Raw genomic sequence first — 24,415 nt, forward strand, 5'->3', positions numbered from 1 at the left:
ATGGGGGCTAGCTCGGGGGACAACGTAGTGGGGCATGGAGTGCCGGAACTCGTACTGGAATTGAATGGACGGACCTGGACGCTTGATCCGTCCAGGTCGTACACCCTCGGGCGCGATCCCGGGGGTGATGTGGTGATCGACGACGCGCGGGTCTCGTGGCGGCACGCCACCATCAGCTGGGGCGGCCGCAGTTGGGTCATCGAGGACCACGGCTCCACGAACGGCACGTTCGTGCAGGGCCAGCGGATCCACCACATGGAGATCGGCCCCGGCTCCGCCGTGCACCTCGGCAATGCCACCGACGGCCCGCGGGTGAAGCTCAGCGGCGCCGCCGCTGCCGCCGTCGCCCAGCAGGCACCGCAGGCGGGGGCCCAGCAGGCCCCGCCCCAGCACGCACCGCAGCAGCCGCACGCCGGCCAGCAGGGCGCGCCCGGCTGGCCCCAGCAGCAGCAGCCGCAGCAGCAGGCCTGGCCGCAGGCCGGGCAGCAGCAGGTCCCGCAGCAGCCGGTGGCCCAGCAGGTGCCGCCGCAGCAGCAGCGCCCGGCCCCGCAGCCCGTGCAGAAGTCACCCGTCGCCGGCGGTGCCGCGGGGGCCCCGCCGGTCTACGGCGACCGCAGCCCGACCACGTTCCACCAGCTGGCGCTCGGCCGCGTCATGCGCATCGGCCGTGCCCTGGAGAACGAGCTGGTCGTCTCCGACCTGCAGGTCTCCCGCCACCACGCCGAGTTCCACGCGACGCCCGACGGCCGCTTCGAGATCCGTGACCTTGGCTCGCACAACGGCACGTACGTCAACGGCATGCCGCTCGCGAAGTCCGGTGCCGCGGTTCTCGGTCCGAACGACATCGTGGGCGTCGGCCACTCGACCTTCCGCCTGGTCGGCGGCCAGCTCGAGGAGTTCGTCGACACCGGCGAGGTCTCCTTCTCGGCCCGCCACCTCACGGTGACGGTCGACGGCGGCAAGGACATCCTCAAGGACGTCTCCTTCGGCGTCCCTGAGAAGTCGCTGATCGCGGTCATCGGCCCGTCAGGCTCCGGCAAGTCCACCCTGCTCAAGGCGCTCACCGGCTACCGGCCCGCCAACCAGGGCGACGTGCTCTACGACAACCGAAATCTGTACAAGCAGTTCGCCGAGCTCCGCCAGCGCATCGGTCTGGTCCCGCAGGACGACATCCTGCACAAGGAGCTGACTGTCCGTAAGGCCCTCACGTACGCGGCCAAGCTCCGCTTCCCCGGTGACACCGCCGCCTCCGAGCGCGCGGCCCGGGTCGACGAGGTGCTGCGCGAGCTCAAGCTGGACATCCACAAGGAAAAGAAGGTCACTTCTCTCTCCGGTGGCCAGCGCAAGCGCGTCTCCGTCGCCCTGGAGCTGCTGACCAAGCCGTCGCTGATCTTCCTGGACGAGCCGACTTCCGGCCTCGACCCGGGCATGGACCGTGACGTGATGCAGCTCCTGCGAGGCCTCGCCGACGACGGCCGTACAGTCCTCGTCGTCACGCACTCCGTGGCCGAGCTCGCGATCTGCGACAAGCTCCTGGTCATGGCGCCGGGCGGGTCCGTCGCCTACTTCGGTCCGCCGGAGGAAGCGCTCAACTTCTTCGGCTACAGCACCTGGGCCGACGTCTTCTCGGCGTTCGAGAACTACCGCGACTACGACTGGGCGGGCCGCTGGAAGGGCTCGCAGCACTACCAGATGTACGCCGCGGACATCGACGCCGTCGCCGCGCAGTCGGTGCACATGCCGCCGCCGCGCGAGATGCGCCCGCCGAAGCCGCAGGGCTGGGGCTCGCAGCTGTTGACGCTGACCCGCCGCTATGTCTCGGTGATCGTCTCCGACAAGGGCTTCCTCGCCCTGATGGTGATCCTGCCGGCGGTCCTCGGCATCGTCTCCACGCTGATCAGCTCGGACGACGGCCTCAACCCCGGCCCCAAGGGCCCGAACGGCAACGCCTCCACGATCCTGCTCATCCTCGCCGTCGGCGCCTGCTTCGCCGGTGCCGCCAACTCGGTGCGTGAGCTGATCAAGGAACGGGTCATCTACGAACGGGAACGGGCCACGGGCCTGTCCCGCTCGGCCTACCTGATGTCCAAGGTGATCGTCCTCGGCGTGATCACCGCGCTGCAGGGCGCCCTCATCGCGGCCATCGGCTTCGGTGTGCGCGAGGTGCCCAAGGAGGGCCTGATCCTCGGCTCGTCCGTGAAGCTGGAACTCGCACTGCCGATCATGGCGCTCGGCTTCACCTCGATGATGTTCGGCCTGGTCATCTCCTCGCTGGTGAAGACCGCCGAGAAGACCATGCCGCTCCTGGTGATGTTCGCGATCATCCAGGTCGTCTTCACCGGCTGCCTCTTCACGCTGAACGGCGCGGTCGGCGTCAACCAGTTCTCGTTCCTGATGCCGTCCCGCTGGGCGGTGGCCGCAGCGGGCACCACGGTCGACCTGAACAAGCTGTTCCCCAACCAGGACGACCCCACCCTCAAGGATCCGCTGTGGAAGCCCGAGGCGGTCACCTGGATCCTCGACATGGGCTTCCTGATCGCGATCGGCGTTGTGCTCGGCTTCGTCGTGGCGCGACTGCTGCGCCGCCACGAGCCCGAGGTCATGCGCAAGTAGGGCAGGTCCGTACGACCGTAATCAGGTCCGTACGAACGCAATCAGGTCCGTACGAACGCCGAAGGGCGGCACCCCACAGGGGGTGCCGCCCTTCGGCGTATGAAGCGGGACCGGCAGTCGGGTCCGGCAGTCAGCAGGCTCAGTACGCGCTGTTGACGTTGTCGATCGAGCCGTAACGGTCGGCGGCGTAGTTGGACGCGGCGACGATGTTCGCGACCGGGTCGTACAGATTGTGAGCGGTTCCTTCGACGTGGTACGCGTTGAACGTCGGCTGGATCACCTGCAGCAGACCGATGGACGGCGTGCCGTTCTGGGCGTTGATGTCCCAGTTGTTGATCGCGTTCGGGTTGCCGGTCGACTCACGCATCACGTTGCGGTGGATGCCGTCGTACGTACCCGGGATGCCCTTCGACTTCATGATGTCGAGGGACTGCCGTATCCAGCCGTCGAGGTTGTTGGCGTAGACCGGCTTGCGGGCGGCGGCACGGCTGGCCGCCTCCTTCGCCTCGCGCTCCTTCTTCGCCTCGGCCTCGGCCTTCGCGTCTTCCTTGGCCTTCTTGTCGGCGGCGGCCTGCGCGTCGTCGGCCTTCTTGCCGGCCGCGACCTGCTGCTTGGTGACGCTCGCCTTGACCTCGTGAACGTTGGTCGTGAACGCCACGGGAGCGGCGCTGACCTCGGCGGCCTGGGTGGCCTCGGCGTGGTTGCCCGGCACGAACGAGAACGCGAGGGCGGCGGCGCCGAGAGTGGCGACACCGGCGATCGAGATCTTCTGGCTCTTGGTCAGCGAACTATGACCAGGGGTGCTGTGCTTGGGCATGGCGATGGACCTCTTCGAATAGCGGGGGTCACTCCGGCAGAAAGCGCTGGTGCATTCACCAGCGCCGAGCGACGGGAGCCATTCTTAGCGGCCGCAAAATCCTGTGGCAAAGGTGTGACGTACGATCGCGCTTAGTGGATCAGGGGGGTCATAAGCGACGCAGGCACCTACCCCCACGCCGCTTACAGGCCCCTTAGGGGTCCACTAAGGGACTTCGTACGTGATGTGCGCCCTATGTGCGGGCTCACATCGAACACGTAACAGTCTCACCAATAGTTGCCATGGCAATTCATGCAGTCACCGGCCTCCTCCTGAAGTAGTAGGTGTACGTCGCCGAACTCGTGCCATAGGTAGAGACGGTCCAGTGCCTCGGTATAACTCCGGTCCACCGCGGCCCTTCCCGCGATCGCCTCCAGCATCAGCAGATGCGAGGCCTCGGGCTCGTGCAGGCCGGTCAGCAGCCCGTCCACGACGCGCACCCCGCGCTCGGCCGTCACCACGAGGTCCGTCCAGCCCCCGGCGGCCCGCACCACCCCGTCCGTCCCCGCCGCCGACTCCACGGCCCGCACGGCCGTGGTGCCGACCGCGATGACCCGCCCGCCGCCCGCCCTCGCCGCGTTGATCAGCCGGGCCGAGGCCGCGGACACCGCGAACCGCTCCGGACAGGGCGGCTCGTGCGCCTCCGCCGAGGCGACCCCGGTGTGCAGCGTGATCGGCGCGAACTGCACGCCCCGGCTCACCAGCTCCGCGACGAGGCGTGCGGTGAAGGGCCGCCCGGCACTCGGCATCTCCGCCGAGCCCGCCTGGTCCGGGGACGGCAGGGCGAACACCGTCTGATAGGCGGACAGCGGCTGGTCCCGCTCTGTATAGGAGTAACGAATGGGCCGGCCGTGCGCCCGCAACAGCTCCGGCACGCCGCCCTCCGGGGCCTGTGCGACCCGGGCCCACCACAGCCGCACCCCCGCCGGGTCCAACGGTTCGTCGAGGACGAGCCGCGCACCCCCGGCAAGCTTCACCACCGTCCCCGCCGGACCGCCGCCCCGCGCCCGTGTGGTCCCGGCGCCGTCGGGGTCCCGCAGCTCGACGGCCCATCGCCCGTCCTCGCCCCGCGTGGAGAAATGCACCACCACGCGCGCGTGCCCGCCGGCGACTCCCTCCAGGCGTCCGTCCACGGCGGCCGCCAACGTCGGCGACGTATTGACCACCAGCACATCGCCGGCCTGCAGCAGCCCGGGCAGCTCCACGAAGTCATGGTGCGAAACCGCGCTCCCGCGCGAGACGAGAAGACGTACGGCATCTCTGTCGAGCCCCGGCCCCCGCTCCTCGGCCGGCACCCGCGCGGACAGCTCCTCCGGCACCCGCAGCGCTGCCGCCACCGCGCCCCCGCCGGACACCGCGCCCCTGCCGGTCGCGGTGACTCCGCCGGTCACCGTGACTCCAGGAGCGCGGGAGCGGCATAGCGGCCGCTCGCCGGGCGCCGGTCGAGGATGCGCAGGAAAACGGGGGCGATCTCTTCGGGCGTGGGCGTCTGCGACAGGTCCTCGTCCGGCTCCGCGGTGGCCAGCATCTGAGTCCGCATGCTGCCCGGATCGACCCACCAGACCCGCAGCTCCGGCTCCTCCACCGCCAGTACGGCCGACAGCTGGTCCAGGGCCGCCTTCGTCGCCCCGTACGCGCCCCAGGTCCGGTACGCCTCCGCGGCCGCGTCCGAACTCAGGTTGACGACCGCACCGGCCGGCGCCGCACGCAGCAGGGGCAGCGCTTCCTGCAGCAGCCCCAGCGGGGCCACCACATTGGTCTCGAAGGCCGCCCGGAAGCCGTCCAGCGAGTGCTGTTCAAGTGGTACGAGCGGTTCGGCGCCCAGGACCCCCGCGTTGTTCACCAGCAGATCGAGCCCGCCGAGCTCCTTCGCCTCCTGCACGAGCGCCGCGCGATGCCCGGCGTCGTTCACATCGCCCGGCAGCCCCGCTACCCGCCCACCGTGCCCCCGAAGTTCCCGCACCGCCTGCTCCAGCGGCCCCGCGGACCGCGCGTCGAGCACTAGATCCCAGCCCCGGCGGGCCAGCGCGGCGGCCAGCGCCCGCCCGAACCCCTTCGAAGCCCCCGTGATGATCGCAACCGGCATGATGCCCATCCCCTCAAGTGCGTCCTGGCCCCAACGTAGGAACGCACCCGCCCCCGCCGCCTCGTGCCGGAGCCCCGCCCGCCGGGGGCACTTCGCCCTAGTCCCGAAGCCCTAAGCGAGGGCCGCCGCAGGTCCGATCCGCACTGTCAGGGCCCGCCGGTACGGTGTGGCCATGACCGAAGGACCACGATCAGGGCTGTTCGCGGTGAGCTCCGCGCTCCTTGCCATGAGCAGGCAGCTCGAGGTGCGCGACGTCCTCAAGACGATCGTCGCCTCGGCCCGCGAACTGCTCGACGCGGAGTACGCGGCGCTCGGCGTCCCGGACGACCACGGCGGCTTCGCCCAGTTCGTGGTGGACGGCGTCACGGCCGAGCAGTGGAAGGCCATCGGCCCGCTCCCGCGCCAGCACGGCATCCTCGCCGCGATGCTGCACAAGGCGGAGCCCGAGCGCCTCGGCGACGTCCGCCAGGACCCCCGCTTCGAGGGCTGGCCCTCCGCGCACCCCGACATGTCGGACTTCCTGGGCATGCCGATCCGGGACGGCGAGGAGACCATCGGCGCGCTCTTCCTCGCCAACAAGAAGTGCCCCAAGCCCCAAGGCGGTTGCGGCTTCACCGAGGAGGACGAGCAATTGCTCGGCATCCTCGCCCAGCACGCGGCGATCGCCCTCACCAATGCCCGCCTGTACGAGCGCAGCCGCGAGCTCACCATCGCGGAGGAGCGCTCCCGGCTCGCCCATGAACTGCACGACGCCGTCAGCCAGAAGCTCTTCTCGCTGCGTCTGACCGCCCAGGCCGCCGCCGCCCTCGTGGACCGCGACCCGGTCCGCGCCAAGGACGAACTCCAGCAGGTGGCCGTCCTCGCCGCCGAGGCGGCCGACGAACTGCGCGCCGCCGTCGTCGAGTTGCGGCCCGCGGCCCTCGACGAGGACGGCCTGGTGGCCACGTTGCGTACGCAGATCCAGGTCCTGGACCGCGCCCACGCGGCCCACGTCACCTTCGAGTGCAGCGGCGTACGCGCCCTGCCCGCCGCCCAGGAAGAGGCGATGCTCCGCGTCGCCCAGGAGGCCCTGCACAACGCACTGCGGCACTCCGGCGCCGCACACGTCGGCGTCGTACTGGAAAAGCGCGGCCAGGGAGCGGTGCTGCGCATCACGGACGACGGCAGCGGCTTCGAGCCCAAGTCGATACGCCGCGCGGGACGCCACCTCGGCCTGGTCTCCATGCGGGACCGGGCGAGCGGCGTCGGCGGCGCCCTGGCCGTGGAATCGGCGCCCGGAAAGGGCACCACGATCGAGATGGAGGTCCCCGGTGGCTGACAAGGTGATCCGTGTGCTGCTGGTCGACGACCATCAGGTGGTCAGGCGCGGCCTGCGTACGTTCCTGGAGATCCAGGACGACATCGAGGTCGTGGGCGAGGCCGCGGACGGCGCGGAAGGCGTCGCCCGTACCGAGGAGTTGAAGCCCGACGTCGTCCTCATGGACGTCAAGATGCCCGGTATGGACGGCGTCGAGGCCCTGCGCAAGCTCCGCGAACTCGCCAACCCCGCCAAGGTGTTGATCGTCACCAGCTTCACCGAGCAGCGCACGGTCGTGCCCGCCCTGCGCGCGGGCGCCGCGGGTTACGTCTACAAGGACGTCGACCCGGAGGCCCTCGCCGGCGCCATCCGCTCCGTGTACGCGGGCCACATCCTGCTGCAGCCCGAGGTGGCGGACGCGCTGCTCTCCCAGGACGTGGGCACCGGCGCCCAGGGCAGGGGCGGTTCGCTCACCGAACGGGAGCGCGAGGTGCTCGGCCTGATCGCCGACGGTCGCTCCAACCGGGAGATCGCGCGCGCCCTCGTCCTCTCCGAGAAGACCGTCAAGACCCATGTGTCGAACATCCTGATGAAACTCGACCTCGCGGACCGTACCCAGGCCGCGCTGTGGGCCGTACGCCATGGCCTGACCACCTGATCCGCCCACTGGCGCACTACGCGACGGGCAGAGCGGACCGTCGCGTTCCGGGCTGAGATTCATACCGTCGTGTGGATGTCCCCCGGATGGCGCATCCTGCGCGGACCGCAGCCGTTCTCCATGCATGCTGCGGCGGCTGGCCGCGGCTCCCGCAAGGAGGACTTAGAAGTGAAGAACCTGAAGAAGGCCGCGGCAGTGACCATGGTGGCCGGCAGCATCGTTGCCGCTGGAGCCGGCGTTGCCGCCGCGACCGACGGGGCGAACGCGCACGGCAAGGCCGTCAAGTCCCCGGGCGTCGCCTCCGGCAACCTGGTCCAGGCCCCGGTCCACGTCCCCGTGAACGTGGTGGGCAACACCGTGAACGTCATCGGTGCCCTCAACCCGACCTTCGCGAACGACGGCTACAACGGCTGACGTATCGCCCCGGTCCAGCAGTGACCACCGGCCCTCCAGAGCTTTCTGGGGGGCCGGTCCGGCGTTGTGGGCACCCGGAGGATCCCGATGGGCGTTCCGCAGATGGTCGGCCTATTGATCCGAATGGGGGCATCCGCACCGCATCCCGTGTCATACGGACTGTCCATGCGTTCTTCAGCGTGCGACTCCGCGGCTGGGGTCGCAGCACTACCAACTCCCGGGAAAATCCCGGGACTTCGCAGGAGGAACACCTTTCATGAACATTGCCAAGAAGGCCGCCCTGGTTCTCGTCACCGCCGGTATGGCCGCGGGCGCCTCCGCCGGTGCCGCGTTCGCCGACGCCGACGCCAACGGCAAGGCCACCAACTCCCCGGGTGTCGCCTCCGGCAACCACGTCCAGGCCCCGATCCACGTCCCGGTCAACGCGACCGGCAACAGCGTGAACGTCATCGGCGCCCTCAACCCGACCTTCGACAACACGTCGTCGAACGGCTGAGCTGCCTGACACCGGCACACCGAAGCCCCGCGAACACCTTCCGGTTCGCGGGGCTTTCGCCGTTCCCGGTCGAGACTCAGCGCACCCCGCGCTCCCGCTCCTCCACGAACGCGTTGGCCCCTCCCTGACGCGCCTCTCGCACCGCTCGGCGCCGGGGCGCCTCACGGCTTCGAGCCGCTGCGCCGGACTCCGTCCGTCGACCGTCGGTCACGCCTTCAGCGCACCCCGCGCTCCCGCTCCTCCACGAACGCGTTGGCCCCTCCCTGACGCGCCTCTCGCACCGCTCGGCGCCGGGGCGCCTCACGGCTTCGAGCCGCTGCGCCGGACTCCGTCCGTCGACCGTCGGCCACGCCTTCAGCGCACCCCGCGCTCCCGCTCCTCCACGAACGCGTTGTACGCGGCCACCTGGGCCCGCCGAGCGGTCCGCTCCACCGGCCGCAGGGCCAGCGCCCGAGAGCTCATCTCCGAGGCGCTCACGGCCCCGCCGTGCCCGTTCTCGTACGCCACCGAAATCAGCAGCCCCACCCGCTGAGCCAGCTCCAACACCCGTACCGCACGCGGCGGATACCCGGGCGCCAACACCTCACGCCCCGCCTCGGCCCGCGCCCGATACGCGTCGATCGCCGCCTCGGCCACCGGCCCCGACCCGGCCACATCGAGCCGCGCAAGCACCGCCGTCGCCTCGCGCAGCGCTTCCGCGAGCTCCCGCTCGGCCTCACCGAGCGACGGCACGTCCGCGGGCGGCGCCTCCCGCACCGGCAGGCAGTGCCAGACGACCTCCACATGCACATCGCCCTCGGGCCCGGCCTCGTACACCTCGGGCACCAGTCCCAGCGCGACCCCCTGGCAGACGACCGCCTCCTCCGCGTCGAGCGCCCGCGCATTGAACTCGGGTGGCCCGCTCAGCCCCAGCGGATGTCCAGGCGCCGGCAGCGCCACCCGCAGCCCGGTCGCCCCGAGGGCCCGCAGCCGGCCAAGTGCCAAAGTCAGTCCGACCTGCCCCGACTCCCCGGGCAGCCCCTCGACCCGGTGCACCGCGTCCTCGCCGACGATGGCAAGGACAGCGTCATCAGGGGATACAAGTCCCGCAATCAGGGCATTTCCCCAAGAGGCCAAGAGGCCCGAGCGTGGTTCCGTGAGCATGGACACCAGCCTAAGGACCGTACTGGCGGTGGGAGCCGCCGGGCGGTGGCGTAAGTTTTCCCAAGGGGGCTTCCCTGCGGGCCACGCCCACAGGGGCAAGCGGACAGCCGAGACTGAGACTGCAATGGGAGACAACGCGCTCATGAGCGATGTGCTGGAGCTGGTGGACGTATCCGTGGTCCGCGAGGGCAGGGCTCTGGTGGACCAGGTCTCCTGGTCGGTCAAGGAAGGCGAGCGCTGGGTCATCCTCGGCCCCAACGGCGCGGGCAAGACCACCCTGCTCAACGTCGCCTCCAGCTACCTGTTCCCGAGCAATGGCACCGCCACGATCCTCGGCGACACCCTCGGCAAGGTGGACGTCTTCGAGCTGCGCCCGCGCATCGGCATGGCCGGCATCGCGATCGCCGACAAGCTCCCCAAGAGCCAGACCGTCCTGCAGACCGTCCTCACCGCCGCGTACGGCATGACCGCCGGCTGGAACGAGGCGTACGAGGACGTCGACGAGCAGCGCGCCCGCGCTTTCCTCGACCGCCTCGGCATGACCGAGTTCCTGGACCGCCGCTTCGGCACCCTCTCCGAGGGCGAGCGCAAGCGCACCATGATCGCCCGCGCCCTGATGACCGACCCCGAGCTGCTCCTCCTCGACGAGCCCGCCGCCGGCCTGGACCTCGGCGGCCGCGAGGACCTAGTACGCCGCCTCGGCCGCCTGGCCCGCGACCCGATCGCCCCCTCGATGATCATGGTCACGCACCACGTCGAGGAGATCGCCCCCGGCTTCACCCACGTCCTCATGATCCGCCAGGGCAAGGTCCTCGCCGCGGGCCCGCTCGAGCTCGAGCTCACCTCGCGCAACCTCTCGCTCTGCTTCGGCCTCCCGCTGGTCGTCGAACAGAACGGCGAGCGCTGGACCGCCCAGGGTCTGCCCATCGCCTGACCTCTGTCGCCGCAGGTGCCCGCGCACCTACCATTGACCATGTGGACATCGACGCATGGGTGTGGTGGCTGATCGGCGCGGTCGGACTCGGAATTCCGCTCGTCCTGACCGCGATGCCGGAATTCGGCATGCTCTCCGCCGGCGCAGTCGCCGCCGCCGTGACCGCAGGTCTCGGCGGCGGCATCGTTCTCCAGGTCATCGTCTTCGCCGCCGTCTCGGTGGCGCTGATCGCAGTCGTACGCCCCATCGCCACCCGGCACCGCGCCCAGCGGCCCCAACTGGCCACGGGCATCGACGCGTTGAAGGGCAAACAGGCCCTCGTACTGGAACGCGTGGACGGCGACGGCGGCCGCATCAAGCTCGCCGGAGAAGTCTGGTCCGCCCGCCCGCTCGATGCGGAGCAGGCCTTCGAAGTGGGCCAGCAGGTCGACGTCGTGGAGATCGACGGAGCCACGGCCGTCGTGATGTAAGCCGGTACGCCGGATCAACCCGGACGCAAGCCGCCGAACTCCCCACACGCCACGCGGCGTTCTGACAGACTCGACCATCAAGATCTTCTAGAGCTCGGAAGGGCACGGGAGCACGATGCAACCGATCATCATCGTCCTGATCATCCTGGTGGTGCTCGTCTTCATCGCCCTGATCAAGACGATCCAGGTCATCCCGCAGGCCAGCGCCGCCATCGTGGAACGCTTCGGCCGCTACACGCGCACGCTCAACGCCGGCCTGAACATCGTCGTCCCCTTCATCGACTCGATCCGCAACCGCATCGACCTCCGCGAGCAGGTCGTGCCCTTCCCACCGCAGCCGGTGATCACCCAGGACAACCTGGTCGTCAACATCGACACGGTCATCTACTACCAGGTGACCGACGCCCGCGCGGCCACGTACGAAGTCGCCTCCTACATCCAGGCGATCGAGCAGCTGACGGTCACCACCCTGCGAAACATCATCGGTGGCATGGACCTCGAGCGGACCCTGACCTCCCGCGAGGAGATCAACGCCGCCCTGCGCGGAGTCCTCGACGAGGCCACCGGCAAGTGGGGCATCCGCGTCAACCGCGTCGAGCTGAAGGCGATCGAGCCGCCCACCTCCATCCAGGACTCGATGGAGAAGCAGATGCGCGCCGACCGTGACAAGCGCGCCGCGATCCTCACCGCCGAAGGTATCCGCCAGTCGCAGATCCTCACCGCGGAGGGCGAGAAGCAGTCCGCGATCCTGCGCGCCGAAGGTGAGGCCAAGGCCGCGGCCCTGCGCGCAGAGGGCGAAGCACAAGCCATCCGTACGGTCTTCGAGTCGATCCACGCGGGCGACGCGGACCAGAAGCTCCTCGCGTATCAGTACCTCCAGATGCTCCCGAAGATCGCCGAAGGTGACGCGAACAAGCTCTGGATCGTCCCCAGCGAGATCGGCGACGCCCTCAAGGGCCTGTCCGGCGCCATGGGCAACTTCGGCCCGATGGGCGGCGGCTCGGGAAGCGGCACCGAGCGCCGCGAAAAGCCGCCGGTCGACTGAGGAAACGCAAGCAACACTGAAGCCCGCCTTCGCGAGGAAGGCGGGCTTCAGTCGTTACGTACGCAGATACTGATGCGCTACGCCGCTGCCGGCTGCGGCAACCAGTCCGGAAGGCCGGACCGGCCCTCAGCACTCATCGAGAGCAGCATCGCATCGCTCGGCGACGGGATGAACGGGGCGAAGAGCAGCGGCATCCCCGCCTCCTCCGGCGTCCGGTTCGCCTTGCGGTGGTTGTCCTCGGCGCACGAGGCCACCGTGTTCAGCCAGGAGTCCGCACCACCCCGCGACCGCGGCACCACGTGGTCCACCGTGGTCGCCCGCCTGCCGCAGAAGGCGCACTTGTGCCCGTCCCGTATCAGGACACCCCGCCGCGACCACGGCGCATGTCTTCGGAACGGCACCCTGACGAACCGGCAGAGCCTGATCACCCGGGGAACCGGCATGTCCACGGCCGCTCCACGCATCCGCAGCTCGGGGTGGGCGTGCTCGACGACGGCCTTGTCGGTCAGAACCAGTACGACGGCCCGGTTCAGCGACACCGTCGACAACGGCTCGAAGCTCGCGTTCAGTACCAGCGTGTCCCGCATTTCGCCCACCCTCCCGTGTGCACCCGCCCACCCCGCGGCGGACTGGGATCAACTCTGGCCGGGCGCGCCGCAATGGACAACGCAATAAAAAATGCCCGCCCCTGATCACTTCCATGACCAGAGGCGGGCAAACAACCGGTGAACGGTCAGTTGTCCGAAGGCGCGGTGTACTCACCGACGAGCTGGGCGCGCGCCAACGTGTGGAACCGCAGATTGAAGCCGACGGCCGCGGGCGAGGTGTCCGCGTCCGGCCCGAGCTTCTCCGTGTCCACGGCGTACACCGTGAACACATAGCGGTGGTGCTCACCGGCCGGGGGAGCGGCACCGCCGAAGTCCTTGGTCCCGTAGTCGTTCCGCGCGTGCACGGCACCCTCGGGAAGGCCCTCGAACTTGCCGCTGCCCGCACCCACCGGGAGCTCGGTGACCGAGACCGGGACATCGAACAGCACCCAGTGCCAGAACCCGCTGCCCGTCGGGGCGTCCGGATCGAAACAGGTCACCGCGAAACTCTTCGTCTCGGCGGGGAACCCCTCCCAGCGCAGCTGCGGCGACACATTCCCCGCAGCGAGCACCTGGGCGTCGTCCAGGACTTCACCCGGCGCGACGTCCTCACTCAGCACCGTGAACGACGGCACCTGAGGCAGGAAGTCATGGGGAAGCGGCGGCCTCTTGTCAGTCACGTCAGAACCTCCAGTCCAGCGGTCACACCTGCGCCCCAGAGCCTAGGCCCAGTTGCGCTTGCCACCGACGGCCGAGAGCCACTGGTTCAGGAACGCGGCCCAGTCGGTCCCCTGGAAGTCGTTCAGCCCGACCTTGAAGGACTTGTACGAGTCGCTGCCCTCACTGAACAGACCCGGCTTCTTGTCCATCTCCAGGACGACGTCCATCTCGCGGTCGTCCGCGACGAAGCTCAGCTCGACCTGGTTGATGCCGCGGTACTGCTGCGGCGGGTAGAACTCGATCTCCTGGTAGAAGGGCAGCTTCTGCCGCGTACCCCGGATGTGCCCGCGCTCCATGTCCGCGCTCTTGAAGCGGAAGCCCAGCTGGATGAAGGCATCCAGGATCGCCTGCTGCGCCGGCAGCGGGTGCACGCTGATCGGGTCCAGGTCACCGGAGTCCACGGCCCGCGCGATCTCGAGCTCGGTGGTCACACCGATGTTCATGCCCCGCAGGTTCGTGCCGTCGATGCTCGTGATCGGCGTCTCCCAGGGGATCTCGAGCCCGAACTGCACGGCGTAGACCTGACCTGCCTGCAGCTTGAAGGCACCGCCGAGCCGCTGCTTGGTGAACTCGATGTCCTGCTTGACCTCCTGGTCACCGCCCTCGACCTCGACCCGCGCCTGCAGCCCGACGGCCAGCGCCTCGATGTCCTGGTCGACGGACCCGCCCTGGATCCGCACCTCACCCTGGACGACCCCACCGGGTACGACGTTCACCTCAGTGAGCACGGTCTCCACCGAAGCACCGCCGGCGCCCATGCTCGCGAGCAGCTTCTTGAACCCCATGACTCTCCTCCCCAGGCCACGCCTGGTGGCTCGAACCTTGATCTCTGTTGCTGATCTCTGTGTTGCTCTCTACAAACGCGAACCAGCACCGACCGGTTCCGCGCCCTCACCCTGGCAAGCCGGATGACCCGTGACCACAGTTGCGCCCGTATCCGTTGCACTACGCTCGTACGCCATGATCGCGGCCCCCGACCGTACGCCCCTGCCCCGCTCCTTCTTCGACCGCCCCGTCCTGGAAGTCGCCCCCGACCTCCTGGGGCGCACTCTCGTGCGCCGCACACCGGACGGTCCGATCGAACTCCGCCTCACAGAGGTCGAGGCGTACGCGGGTGCGGCCGACCCCGGCTCCCACGCCTATCGCGGCCGGACCGCCCGCAACGGCGTGATGTTCGGCCCGCCAGGTCACGCATACGTCTACTTCACCTACGGCATGTGGCACTGCCTCAACCTGGTGTGCGGTCCGGAGGGCCACGCGAGCGGCGTCCTGCTGCGTGCGGGCGAGATCGTCGCCGGCGCGGAGCTCACCCGGGAGCGACGACAATCGGCCCGCAACGACAAGGAACTGGCCAAAGGCCCGGCCCGCCTGGCCACCGCCCTCGATGTTGACCGCAGCCTGGACGGCACGGACGTCTGCGCGGGCCCCCGTTCCCCGCTCTCCCTCCTCACGGGCACGCCCACCCCGGCCGACCAGGTACGCAACGGTCCCCGCACAGGGGTGTCGGGTGAGGGAGGCGTCCACCCCTGGCGCTTCTGGACCGCCAACGACCCGACGGTGAGCCCTTATCGGGCCCATACGCCCCGGCGGAGGGCGACTTGACGCACCTGTGGGCGATCCGTAATGTAGTCCGAGCCGCTTGAACCGGGTACTGCCTTCGACAGCAGCCGGGAGCGGCCAACCCACTACCTACTGAACACCCTCAACGGGGTCAATTTCGGCATGCCGAAATTCGAACCCGAGTGACTCGATTATGAGCCGCCAAGGGAATCGGTTAACGTAGCGGCAGCCGAAAGGCGAATGGCTCCCAACGGCCACGGATTCGAATTCCACACCGGAAACGGAATGGGAAAAGGATCTGGTAGAGTTGGAAACGCCGAAAGGGAAACGCGAAAGCGAAAACCTGGAAAGCGCCGAGGAAGTCGGACAGGAAAGCGTCTGATAGAGTCGGAAACGCAAGATCGAAGGGAAGCGCCCGGAGGAAAGCCCGAGAGGGTGAGTACAAAGGAAGCGTCCGTTCCTTGAGAACTCAACAGCGTGCCAAAAATCAACGCCAGATATGTTGATACCCCGTCCACGGCCAATCTTGGCCGGGGATGAGGTTCCTTTGAAAAAGTCCTGCCGATCTACACCGGTTGGTAGGCAAACACAGCGAGGACGCTGTGAACGACCGGGACTATTCCTCCTGGTTGTTCCGCTCTCGTGGTGTCATCCCGATTACGGGAAAACATTCACGGAGAGTTTGATCCTGGCTCAGGACGAACGCTGGCGGCGTGCTTAACACATGCAAGTCGAACGATGAAGCCCTTCGGGGTGGATTAGTGGCGAACGGGTGAGTAACACGTGGGCAATCTGCCCTTCACTCTGGGACAAGCCCTGGAAACGGGGTCTAATACCGGATAACACTCCTTGCCTCCTGGCAGGGAGTTAAAAGCTCCGGCGGTGAAGGATGAGCCCGCGGCCTATCAGCTTGTTGGTGAGGTAATGGCTCACCAAGGCGACGACGGGTAGCCGGCCTGAGAGGGCGACCGGCCACACTGGGACTGAGACACGGCCCAGACTCCTACGGGAGGCAGCAGTGGGGAATATTGCACAATGGGCGAAAGCCTGATGCAGCGACGCCGCGTGAGGGATGACGGCCTTCGGGTTGTAAACCTCTTTCAGCAGGGAAGAAGCGAAAGTGACGGTACCTGCAGAAGAAGCGCCGGCTAACTACGTGCCAGCAGCCGCGGTAATACGTAGGGCGCAAGCGTTGTCCGGAATTATTGGGCGTAAAGAGCTCGTAGGCGGCTTGTCACGTCGGGTGTGAAAGACCGGGGCTTAACCCCGGTTCTGCATTCGATACGGGCTAGCTAGAGTGTGGTAGGGGAGATCGGAATTCCTGGTGTAGCGGTGAAATGCGCAGATATCAGGAGGAACACCGGTGGCGAAGGCGGATCTCTGGGCCATTACTGACGCTGAGGAGCGAAAGCGTGGGGAGCGAACAGGATTAGATACCCTGGTAGTCCACGCCGTAAACGGTGGGAACTAGGTGTTGGCGACATTCCACGTCGTCGGTGCCGCAGCTAACGCATTAAGTTCCCCGCCTGGGGAGTACGGCCGCAAGGCTAAAACTCAAAGGAATTGACGGGGGCCCGCACAAGCAGCGGAGCATGTGGCTTAATTCGACGCAACGCGAAGAACCTTACCAAGGCTTGACATATACCGGAAAGCATTAGAGATAGTGCCCCCCTTGTGGTCGGTATACAGGTGGTGCATGGCTGTCGTCAGCTCGTGTCGTGAGATGTTGGGTTAAGTCCCGCAACGAGCGCAACCCTTGTCCTGTGTTGCCAGCATGCCCTTCGGGGTGATGGGGACTCACAGGAGACCGCCGGGGTCAACTCGGAGGAAGGTGGGGACGACGTCAAGTCATCATGCCCCTTATGTCTTGGGCTGCACACGTGCTACAATGGCCGGTACAATGAGCTGCGAAACCGCAAGGTGGAGCGAATCTCAAAAAGCCGGTCTCAGTTCGGATTGGGGTCTGCAACTCGACCCCATGAAGTCGGAGTTGCTAGTAATCGCAGATCAGCATTGCTGCGGTGAATACGTTCCCGGGCCTTGTACACACCGCCCGTCACGTCACGAAAGTCGGTAACACCCGAAGCCGGTGGCCCAACCCCTTGTGGGAGGGAGCTGTCGAAGGTGGGACTGGCGATTGGGACGAAGTCGTAACAAGGTAGCCGTACCGGAAGGTGCGGCTGGATCACCTCCTTTCTAAGGAGCACTTCTTACCGAGTTCGCTCGGTCAGAGGCCAGTACATCGGCGCACGTTCGATGCTGGTTGCTCATGGGCGGAACGTTGATTATTCGGCACAGTTGGCCAACTCGGGCCGCAAGTACTGCTCTTCGGAGCGTGGAAAGCGAAGCGGGTTGGGGACTGGGCCGGGCACGCTGTTGGGTATCTGAAGTAACGGCCGTATGGCTGTCTTCAGTGCCGGCCCCAGTGAACTTGACCGTAAGGGTCAGGGTGATGGGTGGTTGGTCGTTGTTTGAGAACTACACAGTGGACGCGAGCATCTGTGGCCAAGTTTTTAAGGGCGCACGGTGGATGCCTTGGCACCAGGAACCGATGAAGGACGTGGGAGGCCACGATAGTCCCCGGGGAGTCGTCAACCAGACTTTGATCCGGGGGTTTCCGAATGGGGAAACCCGGCAGTCGTCATGGACTGTCACCCATGCCTGAACACATAGGGCATGTGGAGGGAACGAGGGGAAGTGAAACATCTCAGTACCCTCAGGAAGAGAAAACAACCGTGATTCCGGGAGTAGTGGCGAGCGAAACCGGATGAGGCCAAACCGTATGCGTGTGAGACCCGGCAGGGGTTGCGCATGCGGGGTTGTGGGATCTCTCTTTCACAGTCTGCCGGCTGTGAGACGAGTCAGAAACCGTTGATGTAGACGAAGGACATGCGAAAGGTCCGGCGTAGAGGGTAAGACCCCCGTAGTCGAAACGTCAACGGCTCGTTTGAGAGACACCCAAGTAGCACGGGGCCCGAGAAATCCCGTGTGAATCTGGCGGGACCACCCGCTAAGCCTAAATATTCCCTGGTGACCGATAGCGGATAGTACCGTGAGGGAATGGTGAAAAGTACCGCGGGAGCGGAGTGAAATAGTACCTGAAACCGTGTGCCTACAAGCCGTGGGAGCGTCGCGCATTGAGTTTACTCAATGCGTCGTGACTGCGTGCCTTTTGAAGAATGAGCCTGCGAGTTGGCGGTGTGTAGCGAGGTTAACCCGTGTGGGGAAGCCGTAGCGAAAGCGAGTCCGAATAGGGCGATTGAGTTGCACGCTCTAGACCCGAAGCGGAGTGATCTAGCCATGGGCAGGTTGAAGCGGCTGTAAGAGGTCGTGGAGGACCGAACCCACCAGGGTTGAAAACCTGGGGGATGACCTGTGGTTAGGGGTGAAAGGCCAATCAAACTCCGTGATAGCTGGTTCTCCCCGAAATGCATTTAGGTGCAGCGTCACGTGTTTCTTGCCGGAGGTAGAGCACTGGATAGGCGATGGGCCCTACCGGGTTACTGACCTTAGCCAAACTCCGAATGCCGGTAAGTGAGAGCGTGGCAGTGAGACTGTGGGGGATAAGCTCCATGGTCGAGAGGGAAACAGCCCAGAGCATCGACTAAGGCCCCTAAGCGTACGCTAAGTGGGAAAGGATGTGGAGTCGCAGAGACAACCAGGAGGTTGGCTTAGAAGCAGCCACCCTTGAAAGAGTGCGTAATAGCTCACTGGTCTAGTGATTCCGCGCCGACAATGTAGCGGGGCTCAAGCGTACCGCCGAAGTCGTGTCATTCCAGCAATAGGGCCAACGCCCGCTGGGATGGGTAGGGGAGCGTCGTGTGCCGGGTGAAGCAGCCGCGGAAGCGAGTTGTGGACGGTTCACGAGTGAGAATGCAGGCATGAGTAGCGATACACACGTGAGAAACGTGTGCGCCGATTGACTAAGGGTTCCTGGGTCAAGCTGATCTGCCCAGGGTAAGTCGGGACCTAAGGCGAGGCCGACAGGCGTAGTCGATGGACAACCGGTTGATATTCCGGTACCCGCTTTGAAACGCCCAATACTGAATCAGGCGATGCTAAGTCCGTGAAGCCGTTCCGGACCCTTCGGGGAAAGGAAAGTGGTGGAGCCGACGAACCAGACTTGTAGTAGGTAAGCGATGGGGTGACGCAGGAAGGTAGTCCAGCCCGGGCGGTGGTAGTCCCGGGGTAAGGGTGTAGCCCGTCATCTAGGCAAATCCGGATGACATATAAGGGTGAGACCTGATGCCGAGCCGATTGTGGTGAAGTGGATGATCCTATGCTGTCGAGAAAAGCCTCTAGCGAGTTTCATGGCGGCCCGTACCCTAAACCGACTCAGGTGGTCAGGTAGAGAATACCGAGGCGTTCGGGTGAACTATGGTTAAGGAACTCGGCAAAATGCCCCCGTAACTTCGGGAGAAGGGGGCCATCACTGGTGAAGGAACTTGCTTCCTGAGCTGGGGGTGGCCGCAGAGACCAGCGAGAAGCGACTGTTTACTAAAAACACAGGTCCGTGCGAAGCCGTAAGGCGATGTATACGGACTGACGCCTGCCCGGTGCTGGAACGTTAAGGGGACCGGTTAGTGCACTTTCGGGTGTGCGAAGCTGAGAACTTAAGCGCCAGTAAACGGCGGTGGTAACTATAACCATCCTAAGGTAGCGAAATTCCTTGTCGGGTAAGTTCCGACCTGCACGAATGGCGTAACGACTTCTCGACTGTCTCAACCATAGGCCCGGTGAAATTGCACTACGAGTAAAGATGCTCGTTTCGCGCAGCAGGACGGAAAGACCCCGGGACCTTTACTACAGTTTGATATTGGTGTTCGGTTCGGCTTGTGTAGGATAGGTGGGAGACTTTGAACCTTGGACGCCAGTTCAGGGGGAGTCGTCGTTGAAATACCACTCTGGTCGTGCTGGATGTCTAACCTGGGTCCGTGATCCGGATCAGGGACAGTGTCTGATGGGTAGTTTAACTGGGGCGGTTGCCTCCCAAAGAGTAACGGAGGCGCCCAAAGGTTCCCTCAGCCTGGTTGGCAATCAGGTGTTGAGTGTAAGTGCACAAGGGAGCTTGACTGTGAGACCGACGGGTCGAGCAGGGACGAAAGTCGGGACTAGTGATCCGGCGGTGGCTTGTGGAAGCGCCGTCGCTCAACGGATAAAAGGTACCCCGGGGATAACAGGCTGATCTTCCCCAAGAGTCCATATCGACGGGATGGTTTGGCACCTCGATGTCGGCTCGTCGCATCCTGGGGCTGGAGTCGGTCCCAAGGGTTGGGCTGTTCGCCCATTAAAGCGGTACGCGAGCTGGGTTTAGAACGTCGTGAGACAGTTCGGTCCCTATCCGCTGTGCGCGTAGGAATATTGAGAAGGGCTGTCCCTAGTACGAGAGGACCGGGACGGACGAACCTCTGGTGTGCCAGTTGTCCTGCCAAGGGCATGGCTGGTTGGCTACGTTCGGAAAGGATAACCGCTGAAAGCATCTAAGCGGGAAGCCTGCTTCAAGATGAGTATTCCCACCAACTTGATTGGTTAAGGCTCCCAGTAGACGACTGGGTTGATAGGCCAGATGTGGAAGCCCTGTAAGGGGTGGAGCTGACTGGTACTAATAGGCCGAGGGCTTGTCCTCAGTTGCTCGCGTCCACTGTGTTAGTTCTGAAGTAACGAACAGCTGTTGCCGGCTGAACAGTTCCTCAATTAAAGAGTGTGCTTGTTCGCTGCCCTGTTCATTGCCCTGATTTCTGGGGCTACTTGAAAGGGTTTCGGTGGTCATAGCGTGAGGGAAACGCCCGGTTACATTCCGAACCCGGAAGCTAAGCCTCACAGCGCCGATGGTACTGCAGGGGGGACCCTGTGGGAGAGTAGGACGCCGCCGAACAATTATTTGAGGACCCTTGGTCCCAGCGTTCACGCTGGGACCAAGGGTCCTTTTTTGTATTTCCCGAAGCGCGGCCGGTAGTCGGTTGCGTGAGAATGACTGTGGTACCGAAGACTAGGAGTCACGATGTCGACCAACTCTCCCGACGATCGCCCGGAGCGCGAGCCGCGCGGTCGGGACGGTGGTGACCGCGACAGGGGCGGGTTCCGCGGAGGCCGTGACGACCGCCCGCGTGGGCCGCGTCGGGACGACGACCGTGGTGGGCGTTCGTTTGAGCGGCGTGACGATCGGCGAGATGACCGCGGTGGCTACCGCGGGTCCCGTGATGACCGTGGTGAGCGTCCCGGTGGTGGCGGCTATGGCCGGCGTGATGACCGGCCGAGTGGACCTCGTCGCGACGACGACCGTGGGGGTCGTCCCTTCGAGCGTCGTGACGACCGGCGTGACGACCGTGCTGGGCGCGATGACCGTGGGCCGCGTAGGGACAGTGACCGTGGTGGGTTCCGCCGTGACGACCGTCGCGATGACCGCCCGAGCTTCCGCCGTGACGACCGGCCCGGCTTCCGTCGTGATGACCGCCCGAGCGGGCCGCGTCGTGATGACGACCGTGGTGGATTCCGTCGTGATGACCGCCCGAGCGGGCCGCGTCGTGATGACGACCGTGGTGGATTCCGTCGTGATGACCGCCCGAGCGGGCCGCGACGTGACGATGACCGTGGTGGATTCCGTCGGGACGACCGTCCCAGCGGGCCGCGTCGCGATGACGACCGTGGTGGATTCCGCCGCGATGACCGCAGGGATGACCGCGGTGGCCGCCCCTTCGAGCGTCGTGATGACCGACGTGGCGACGACCGTGGTGGGCGTCCCGGTGGCGGCGGTGGCTACGGCCGTCGTGATGACCGGCCGAGCGGGCCGCGTCGTGATGACGACCGTGGTGGATTCCGCCGCGATGACCGCAGGGATGACCGCGGTGGCCGTCCCTTCGAGCGTCGTGACGACCGGCGTGACGACCGTGCTGGGCGCGATGACCGTGGGCCGCGTAGGGACAGTGACCGTGGTGGGTTCCGCCGTGACGACCGTCGCGATGACCGCCCGAGCTTCCGCCGTGACGACCGGCCCGGCTTCCGTCGTGATGACCGCCCGAGCGGGCCGCGTCGTGATGACGACCGTGGTGGCTTCCGTCGTGATGACCGGCCGAGCGGGCCGCGACGTGACGATGACCGTGGTGGATTCCGTCGGGACGACCGTCCCAGCGGTCCGCGCCGCGATGACGACCGTGGTGGCCGTTCCTTCGAGCGTCGTGACGACCGTGGCGGTTACCGCGGGTCCCGTGATGACCGTGGTGGGCGTCCCGGTGGCGGCGGTCGTGGTGGGTTCCGCCGCGACGACCGGCGTGACGACCGGCGCGATGACCGCGGTGGCTACCGCGGCGACCGGGACCGGGAGCCCATCAAGCGGCTGCCGATTCCCGAGGACGTCACGGGCCACGAGATCGACAAGGACGTACAGCAGGAGCTGCAGAGCCTGCCGAAGGGGCTTGCCGAGGACGTCGCCAAGAACCTGGTGATGGTCGCCAAGCTCATCGACGAGGACCCCGAGCAGGCCTACGCCTACTCGCGGATCGCCCTGCGGCTCGCCTCGCGTGTGGCTGCCGTACGGGAGGCCGCCGGCTTCGCCGCGTACGCCAGTCAGAAGTACTCCGAGGCGCTCGCCGAGTTCCGTGCCGCGCGCCGGATGACCGGGTCCGCGGAGCTGTGGCCCGTCATGGCCGACTGCGAGCGTGGGCTCGGGCGGCCGGAGAAGGCCCTCGACATGGCCGGTGAGCCCGAGGTGCAGCGGCTCGACAAGGCCGGGCAGGTCGAGATGCGCTTGGTCGCGGCCGGTGCGCGGCGGGACATGGGGCAGCTGGACGCCGCGATCGTCACGCTGCAGAGCCCCGAGCTGGCCTCCAACTCGGTGCAGCCCTGGACTGCTCGCCTGCGCTACGCCTACGCCGATGCCCTTCTTGAGGCCGGGCGCGAGGACGAGGCGCGGGAGTGGTTCGCGAAGGCTGTCGAGGCCGACAAGGACGGCAGCACGGACGCCTCCGACCGCCTTGCCGAGATGGACGGCGTCGAGTTCGTCGATGCCTTCGACGAGGACGAGGACGAGGACGGCGACGAGGAAGCGGAGTCCGGGGAGTCGGAGGAGTCGGAGGAGCTCGGCTCCGAAGAGTCCGCGATCGAAGCTGAGGACGCCGCCGCCGAGTCGGTCGAGGGCGACGAGGGCGACGTAGAGAAGCAGTAAGCGCGTTGAGAAAGGGCGGGACCTCTGTGGTCCCGCCCTTTTGCGTGTCCGGGTGCTCCGGCCGGATCAGTGGGTGAGGCTGCGCAGTACCAGACCGGTGGCCGGCTTCGGGCCGAAGGAAGTCGACTTGCGGGGCATGGTCACGCCCTGGCGGGCCAGGTCGCGGACGACCTCCTCGCGGACGGGGTGCATCAGGACCGCCGTACCGCCGTCGCGCTCCGCCTTCTCGACGGTCGCGGCCGTGTCGTGGATGTACGCGATGTGCTCCGGGGCGTCCGGGATCTGCCAGATGTGGTCCAGGAGCGTGGAGTGCAGGACCGTCGCGTCCAGGGTGCGCCAGGCCTCGGGGCGATCCTTGCGGATCGTGTGATCGAGCATGGCCGGGGACGGGCGGTCGATCAGGTGGAAGGCGCCGTCGCCGGCCAGCAGGAAGGCGTTGGACTCGGCGGCCGCTTCGGCCAGGGCTTCCATGGCGCGCGGCAGGTCGCCGTCGATGCGGCGTATGCGGAAGACGTCCGAAACCGCCTCGAGGGCCTGGGAGACCGGGAGTTGGTGCAGCAGACGGTGGATGGCGCGGACCCGGAGCGGGTAGCGGGCCGTGTCCACCAGGAGGACCAGGCCGAAGTCCCAGGCGGCGGAGTCGTGGTGCTCGCCGCGCAGCCGCAGATAGGTCGCCCAGCGGTGGTGGCCGTCGGCGATCAGGGCCTGGCGGTGGGAGAGGTCGGTGCGTACCTCGGCCAGGTCGGCCGGGTCGGTGACCGCCCAGAGGCGGTGGCTGTAGCCGTCCTCGGTGGTGGTGGCCAGGAGCGGGGTGGTGCGGGCGGTGCGTTCGATGACCGCCGTCGCGCCGGTCGCGGTGCCGTCGCTGCGGTAGGTGAGGAGGAGGGGCTCCAGGTTGGCGGCCGTGGTGCGCATCAGGGCGGCGCGGTCCGCGACGATGTGCGGCATGACGTCCTCGTGCGGCAGTACGACGCCCTCCGCGGCCTCGGTGAGTTCGAGCGCTCCGATCACACCGCGCTGCAGCATGTCGCCGTTGCGCTGCTCGTAGACGTACAGCGCAGGGCTCTGATCCGGTGCGAGGACGCCCTCGGCGAGCCAGCGGCGCAGGGTGTCGGCGGCCTGCTGGTTGCGGGCGGCGACCGTGTCGGCCTGCGGCAGGATCAGTCGGACGATGTTGTGCGGGTCGGCCGACTCCAGGTGCAGCAGTCCGTCGGGGCGTACGACGACGTCGTACGGCGGGGAGGTCACGGCGGCCAGGCTGCCGACCCGTTCGGGGACGTAGCGCAGTCCGCGGAACGGGATCAGGTGCAGGCCTTCGGCCGCAGGACCTCTGGTGTTCATTGCTGCATCGTATGTGTGCAGATGAGTACGAGAT

Annotated in this window: 18 protein-coding genes, 3 rRNA genes and 1 pseudogene; 14 read left to right on the top strand and 8 right to left on the bottom strand. The window is 66.7% G+C overall.

Annotation, left to right across the window (positions count from 1 at the left end; genetic code table 11):
- The first annotated feature begins 39 nt into the window (after positions 1 to 39).
- Positions 40 to 2,613: an ABC transporter ATP-binding protein/permease gene (locus tag OG430_RS37455; protein ID WP_327357109.1), complete on the top strand. Its 2,574-nt coding sequence runs from the start codon at positions 40 to 42 to the stop codon at positions 2,611 to 2,613.
- 139 nt (positions 2,614 to 2,752) lie between these two features.
- Here the strand turns inward: OG430_RS37455 and OG430_RS37460 are convergent, their stop codons facing one another.
- The 3 genes from OG430_RS37460 to OG430_RS37470 form a co-directional block, all read right to left on the bottom strand.
- The gene (locus OG430_RS37460) at positions 2,753 to 3,430 is read right to left on the bottom strand and encodes a transglycosylase SLT domain-containing protein (RefSeq protein WP_327357110.1); all 678 of its coding nucleotides are present in this window, start codon (positions 3,428 to 3,430) and stop codon (positions 2,753 to 2,755) included.
- 266 nt (positions 3,431 to 3,696) lie between these two features.
- Positions 3,697 to 4,806, bottom strand: coding sequence for an S-adenosylmethionine:tRNA ribosyltransferase-isomerase (locus OG430_RS37465; RefSeq protein WP_327359394.1), 1,110 nt, complete (start codon positions 4,804 to 4,806; stop codon positions 3,697 to 3,699).
- 50 nt (positions 4,807 to 4,856) lie between these two features.
- Entirely contained in the window at positions 4,857 to 5,555 is a 699-nt protein-coding gene (locus OG430_RS37470; RefSeq protein ID WP_327357111.1) for an SDR family NAD(P)-dependent oxidoreductase, read from the bottom strand.
- Between the two features lie 172 nt (positions 5,556 to 5,727).
- Here OG430_RS37470 and OG430_RS37475 point away from each other — a divergent pair, with 172 nt between their 5' ends.
- The 4 genes from OG430_RS37475 (at position 5,728) to OG430_RS37490 (ending at position 8,420) form a co-directional block, all read left to right on the top strand.
- Complete coding sequence (locus OG430_RS37475; RefSeq protein ID WP_327357112.1) at positions 5,728 to 6,873, top strand: GAF domain-containing sensor histidine kinase; 1,146 nt, start codon at positions 5,728 to 5,730, stop codon at positions 6,871 to 6,873.
- Positions 6,866 to 7,510, top strand: coding sequence for a response regulator transcription factor (locus OG430_RS37480; RefSeq protein ID WP_327357113.1), 645 nt, complete (start codon positions 6,866 to 6,868; stop codon positions 7,508 to 7,510). The genes OG430_RS37475 and OG430_RS37480 overlap by 8 nt, the downstream gene beginning before the upstream one ends.
- Before the next feature lie 168 nt (positions 7,511 to 7,678).
- Complete coding sequence (locus OG430_RS37485) at positions 7,679 to 7,924, top strand: chaplin (RefSeq protein WP_327359395.1); 246 nt, start codon at positions 7,679 to 7,681, stop codon at positions 7,922 to 7,924.
- A gap of 256 nt (positions 7,925 to 8,180) precedes the next feature.
- A complete protein-coding gene (locus OG430_RS37490; RefSeq protein WP_327357114.1) occupies positions 8,181 to 8,420 on the top strand; it encodes a chaplin in 240 nt (79 codons plus the stop codon).
- 354 nt (positions 8,421 to 8,774) lie between these two features.
- On the opposite strand, the gene OG430_RS37495 is transcribed toward OG430_RS37490, so the two are convergent.
- Positions 8,775 to 9,563 (bottom strand): hypothetical protein, encoded by a 789-nt coding sequence (locus OG430_RS37495; protein WP_327357115.1) that lies wholly within the window; start codon positions 9,561 to 9,563, stop codon positions 8,775 to 8,777.
- A gap of 142 nt (positions 9,564 to 9,705) precedes the next feature.
- On the opposite strand from OG430_RS37495, the gene OG430_RS37500 reads away from it, so the two are divergent.
- From OG430_RS37500 to OG430_RS37510, 3 genes are all read left to right on the top strand, one after another.
- Positions 9,706 to 10,497 (top strand): ABC transporter ATP-binding protein, encoded by a 792-nt coding sequence (locus OG430_RS37500; RefSeq protein WP_327357116.1) that lies wholly within the window; start codon positions 9,706 to 9,708, stop codon positions 10,495 to 10,497.
- A 41-nt stretch (positions 10,498 to 10,538) separates the two neighbouring features.
- Positions 10,539 to 10,967: an NfeD family protein gene (locus OG430_RS37505; protein WP_327357117.1), complete on the top strand. Its 429-nt coding sequence runs from the start codon at positions 10,539 to 10,541 to the stop codon at positions 10,965 to 10,967.
- A gap of 115 nt (positions 10,968 to 11,082) precedes the next feature.
- A complete protein-coding gene (locus OG430_RS37510; protein WP_327357118.1) occupies positions 11,083 to 12,012 on the top strand; it encodes an SPFH domain-containing protein in 930 nt (309 codons plus the stop codon).
- A 77-nt stretch (positions 12,013 to 12,089) separates the two neighbouring features.
- On the opposite strand, the gene OG430_RS37515 is transcribed toward OG430_RS37510, so the two are convergent.
- From OG430_RS37515 to OG430_RS37525, 3 genes are all read right to left on the bottom strand, one after another.
- Positions 12,090 to 12,599, bottom strand: a complete 510-nt coding sequence (locus OG430_RS37515) for an HNH endonuclease (protein ID WP_327357119.1) — start codon at positions 12,597 to 12,599, stop codon at positions 12,090 to 12,092.
- Positions 12,600 to 12,745: 146 nt separating this feature from the next.
- A complete protein-coding gene (locus OG430_RS37520; protein WP_327357120.1) occupies positions 12,746 to 13,279 on the bottom strand; it encodes a YbhB/YbcL family Raf kinase inhibitor-like protein in 534 nt (177 codons plus the stop codon).
- Positions 13,280 to 13,321: 42 nt separating this feature from the next.
- Positions 13,322 to 14,104: a sporulation protein gene (locus OG430_RS37525; RefSeq protein ID WP_327357121.1), complete on the bottom strand. Its 783-nt coding sequence runs from the start codon at positions 14,102 to 14,104 to the stop codon at positions 13,322 to 13,324.
- Between the two features lie 175 nt (positions 14,105 to 14,279).
- Between OG430_RS37525 and OG430_RS37530 the strand changes: the two genes are divergently transcribed.
- The 6 genes and pseudogenes from OG430_RS37530 to OG430_RS37555 all read left to right on the top strand — a co-directional run bounded on the left by OG430_RS37530 (position 14,280) and on the right by OG430_RS37555 (position 23,040).
- Positions 14,280 to 14,921, top strand: a complete 642-nt coding sequence (locus tag OG430_RS37530) for a DNA-3-methyladenine glycosylase (RefSeq protein WP_327357122.1) — start codon at positions 14,280 to 14,282, stop codon at positions 14,919 to 14,921.
- Between the two features lie 628 nt (positions 14,922 to 15,549).
- Positions 15,550 to 17,075: ribosomal RNA gene (locus OG430_RS37535) — 16S ribosomal RNA — on the top strand.
- 307 nt (positions 17,076 to 17,382) lie between these two features.
- Positions 17,383 to 20,505: ribosomal RNA gene (locus tag OG430_RS37540) — 23S ribosomal RNA — on the top strand.
- Between the two features lie 132 nt (positions 20,506 to 20,637).
- A 5S ribosomal RNA gene (gene rrf, locus OG430_RS37545) occupies positions 20,638 to 20,754 on the top strand.
- Together the 16S, 23S and 5S rRNA genes form the textbook arrangement of a ribosomal RNA operon.
- Positions 20,755 to 20,880: 126 nt before the next feature.
- A pseudogene (locus OG430_RS49555) lies at positions 20,881 to 21,726 on the top strand (hypothetical protein); the annotation flags it as partial.
- A gap of 486 nt (positions 21,727 to 22,212) precedes the next feature.
- Entirely contained in the window at positions 22,213 to 23,040 is an 828-nt protein-coding gene (locus OG430_RS37555; RefSeq protein WP_327359397.1) for a tetratricopeptide repeat protein, read from the top strand.
- A 66-nt stretch (positions 23,041 to 23,106) separates the two neighbouring features.
- Here OG430_RS37555 and OG430_RS37560 read toward each other — a convergent pair whose 3' ends face one another.
- Positions 23,107 to 24,381 carry a DUF1015 domain-containing protein gene (locus OG430_RS37560; protein WP_327357123.1) on the bottom strand — a complete coding sequence of 425 codons (1,275 nt, stop codon included), beginning with the start codon at positions 24,379 to 24,381 and terminating at the stop codon, positions 23,107 to 23,109.
- Positions 24,382 to 24,415: the final 34 nt, after the last annotated feature.

It is taken from the genome of Streptomyces sp. NBC_01304, assembly GCF_035975855.1.
Classification (GTDB): Bacteria; Actinomycetota; Actinomycetes; order Streptomycetales; family Streptomycetaceae; genus Streptomyces.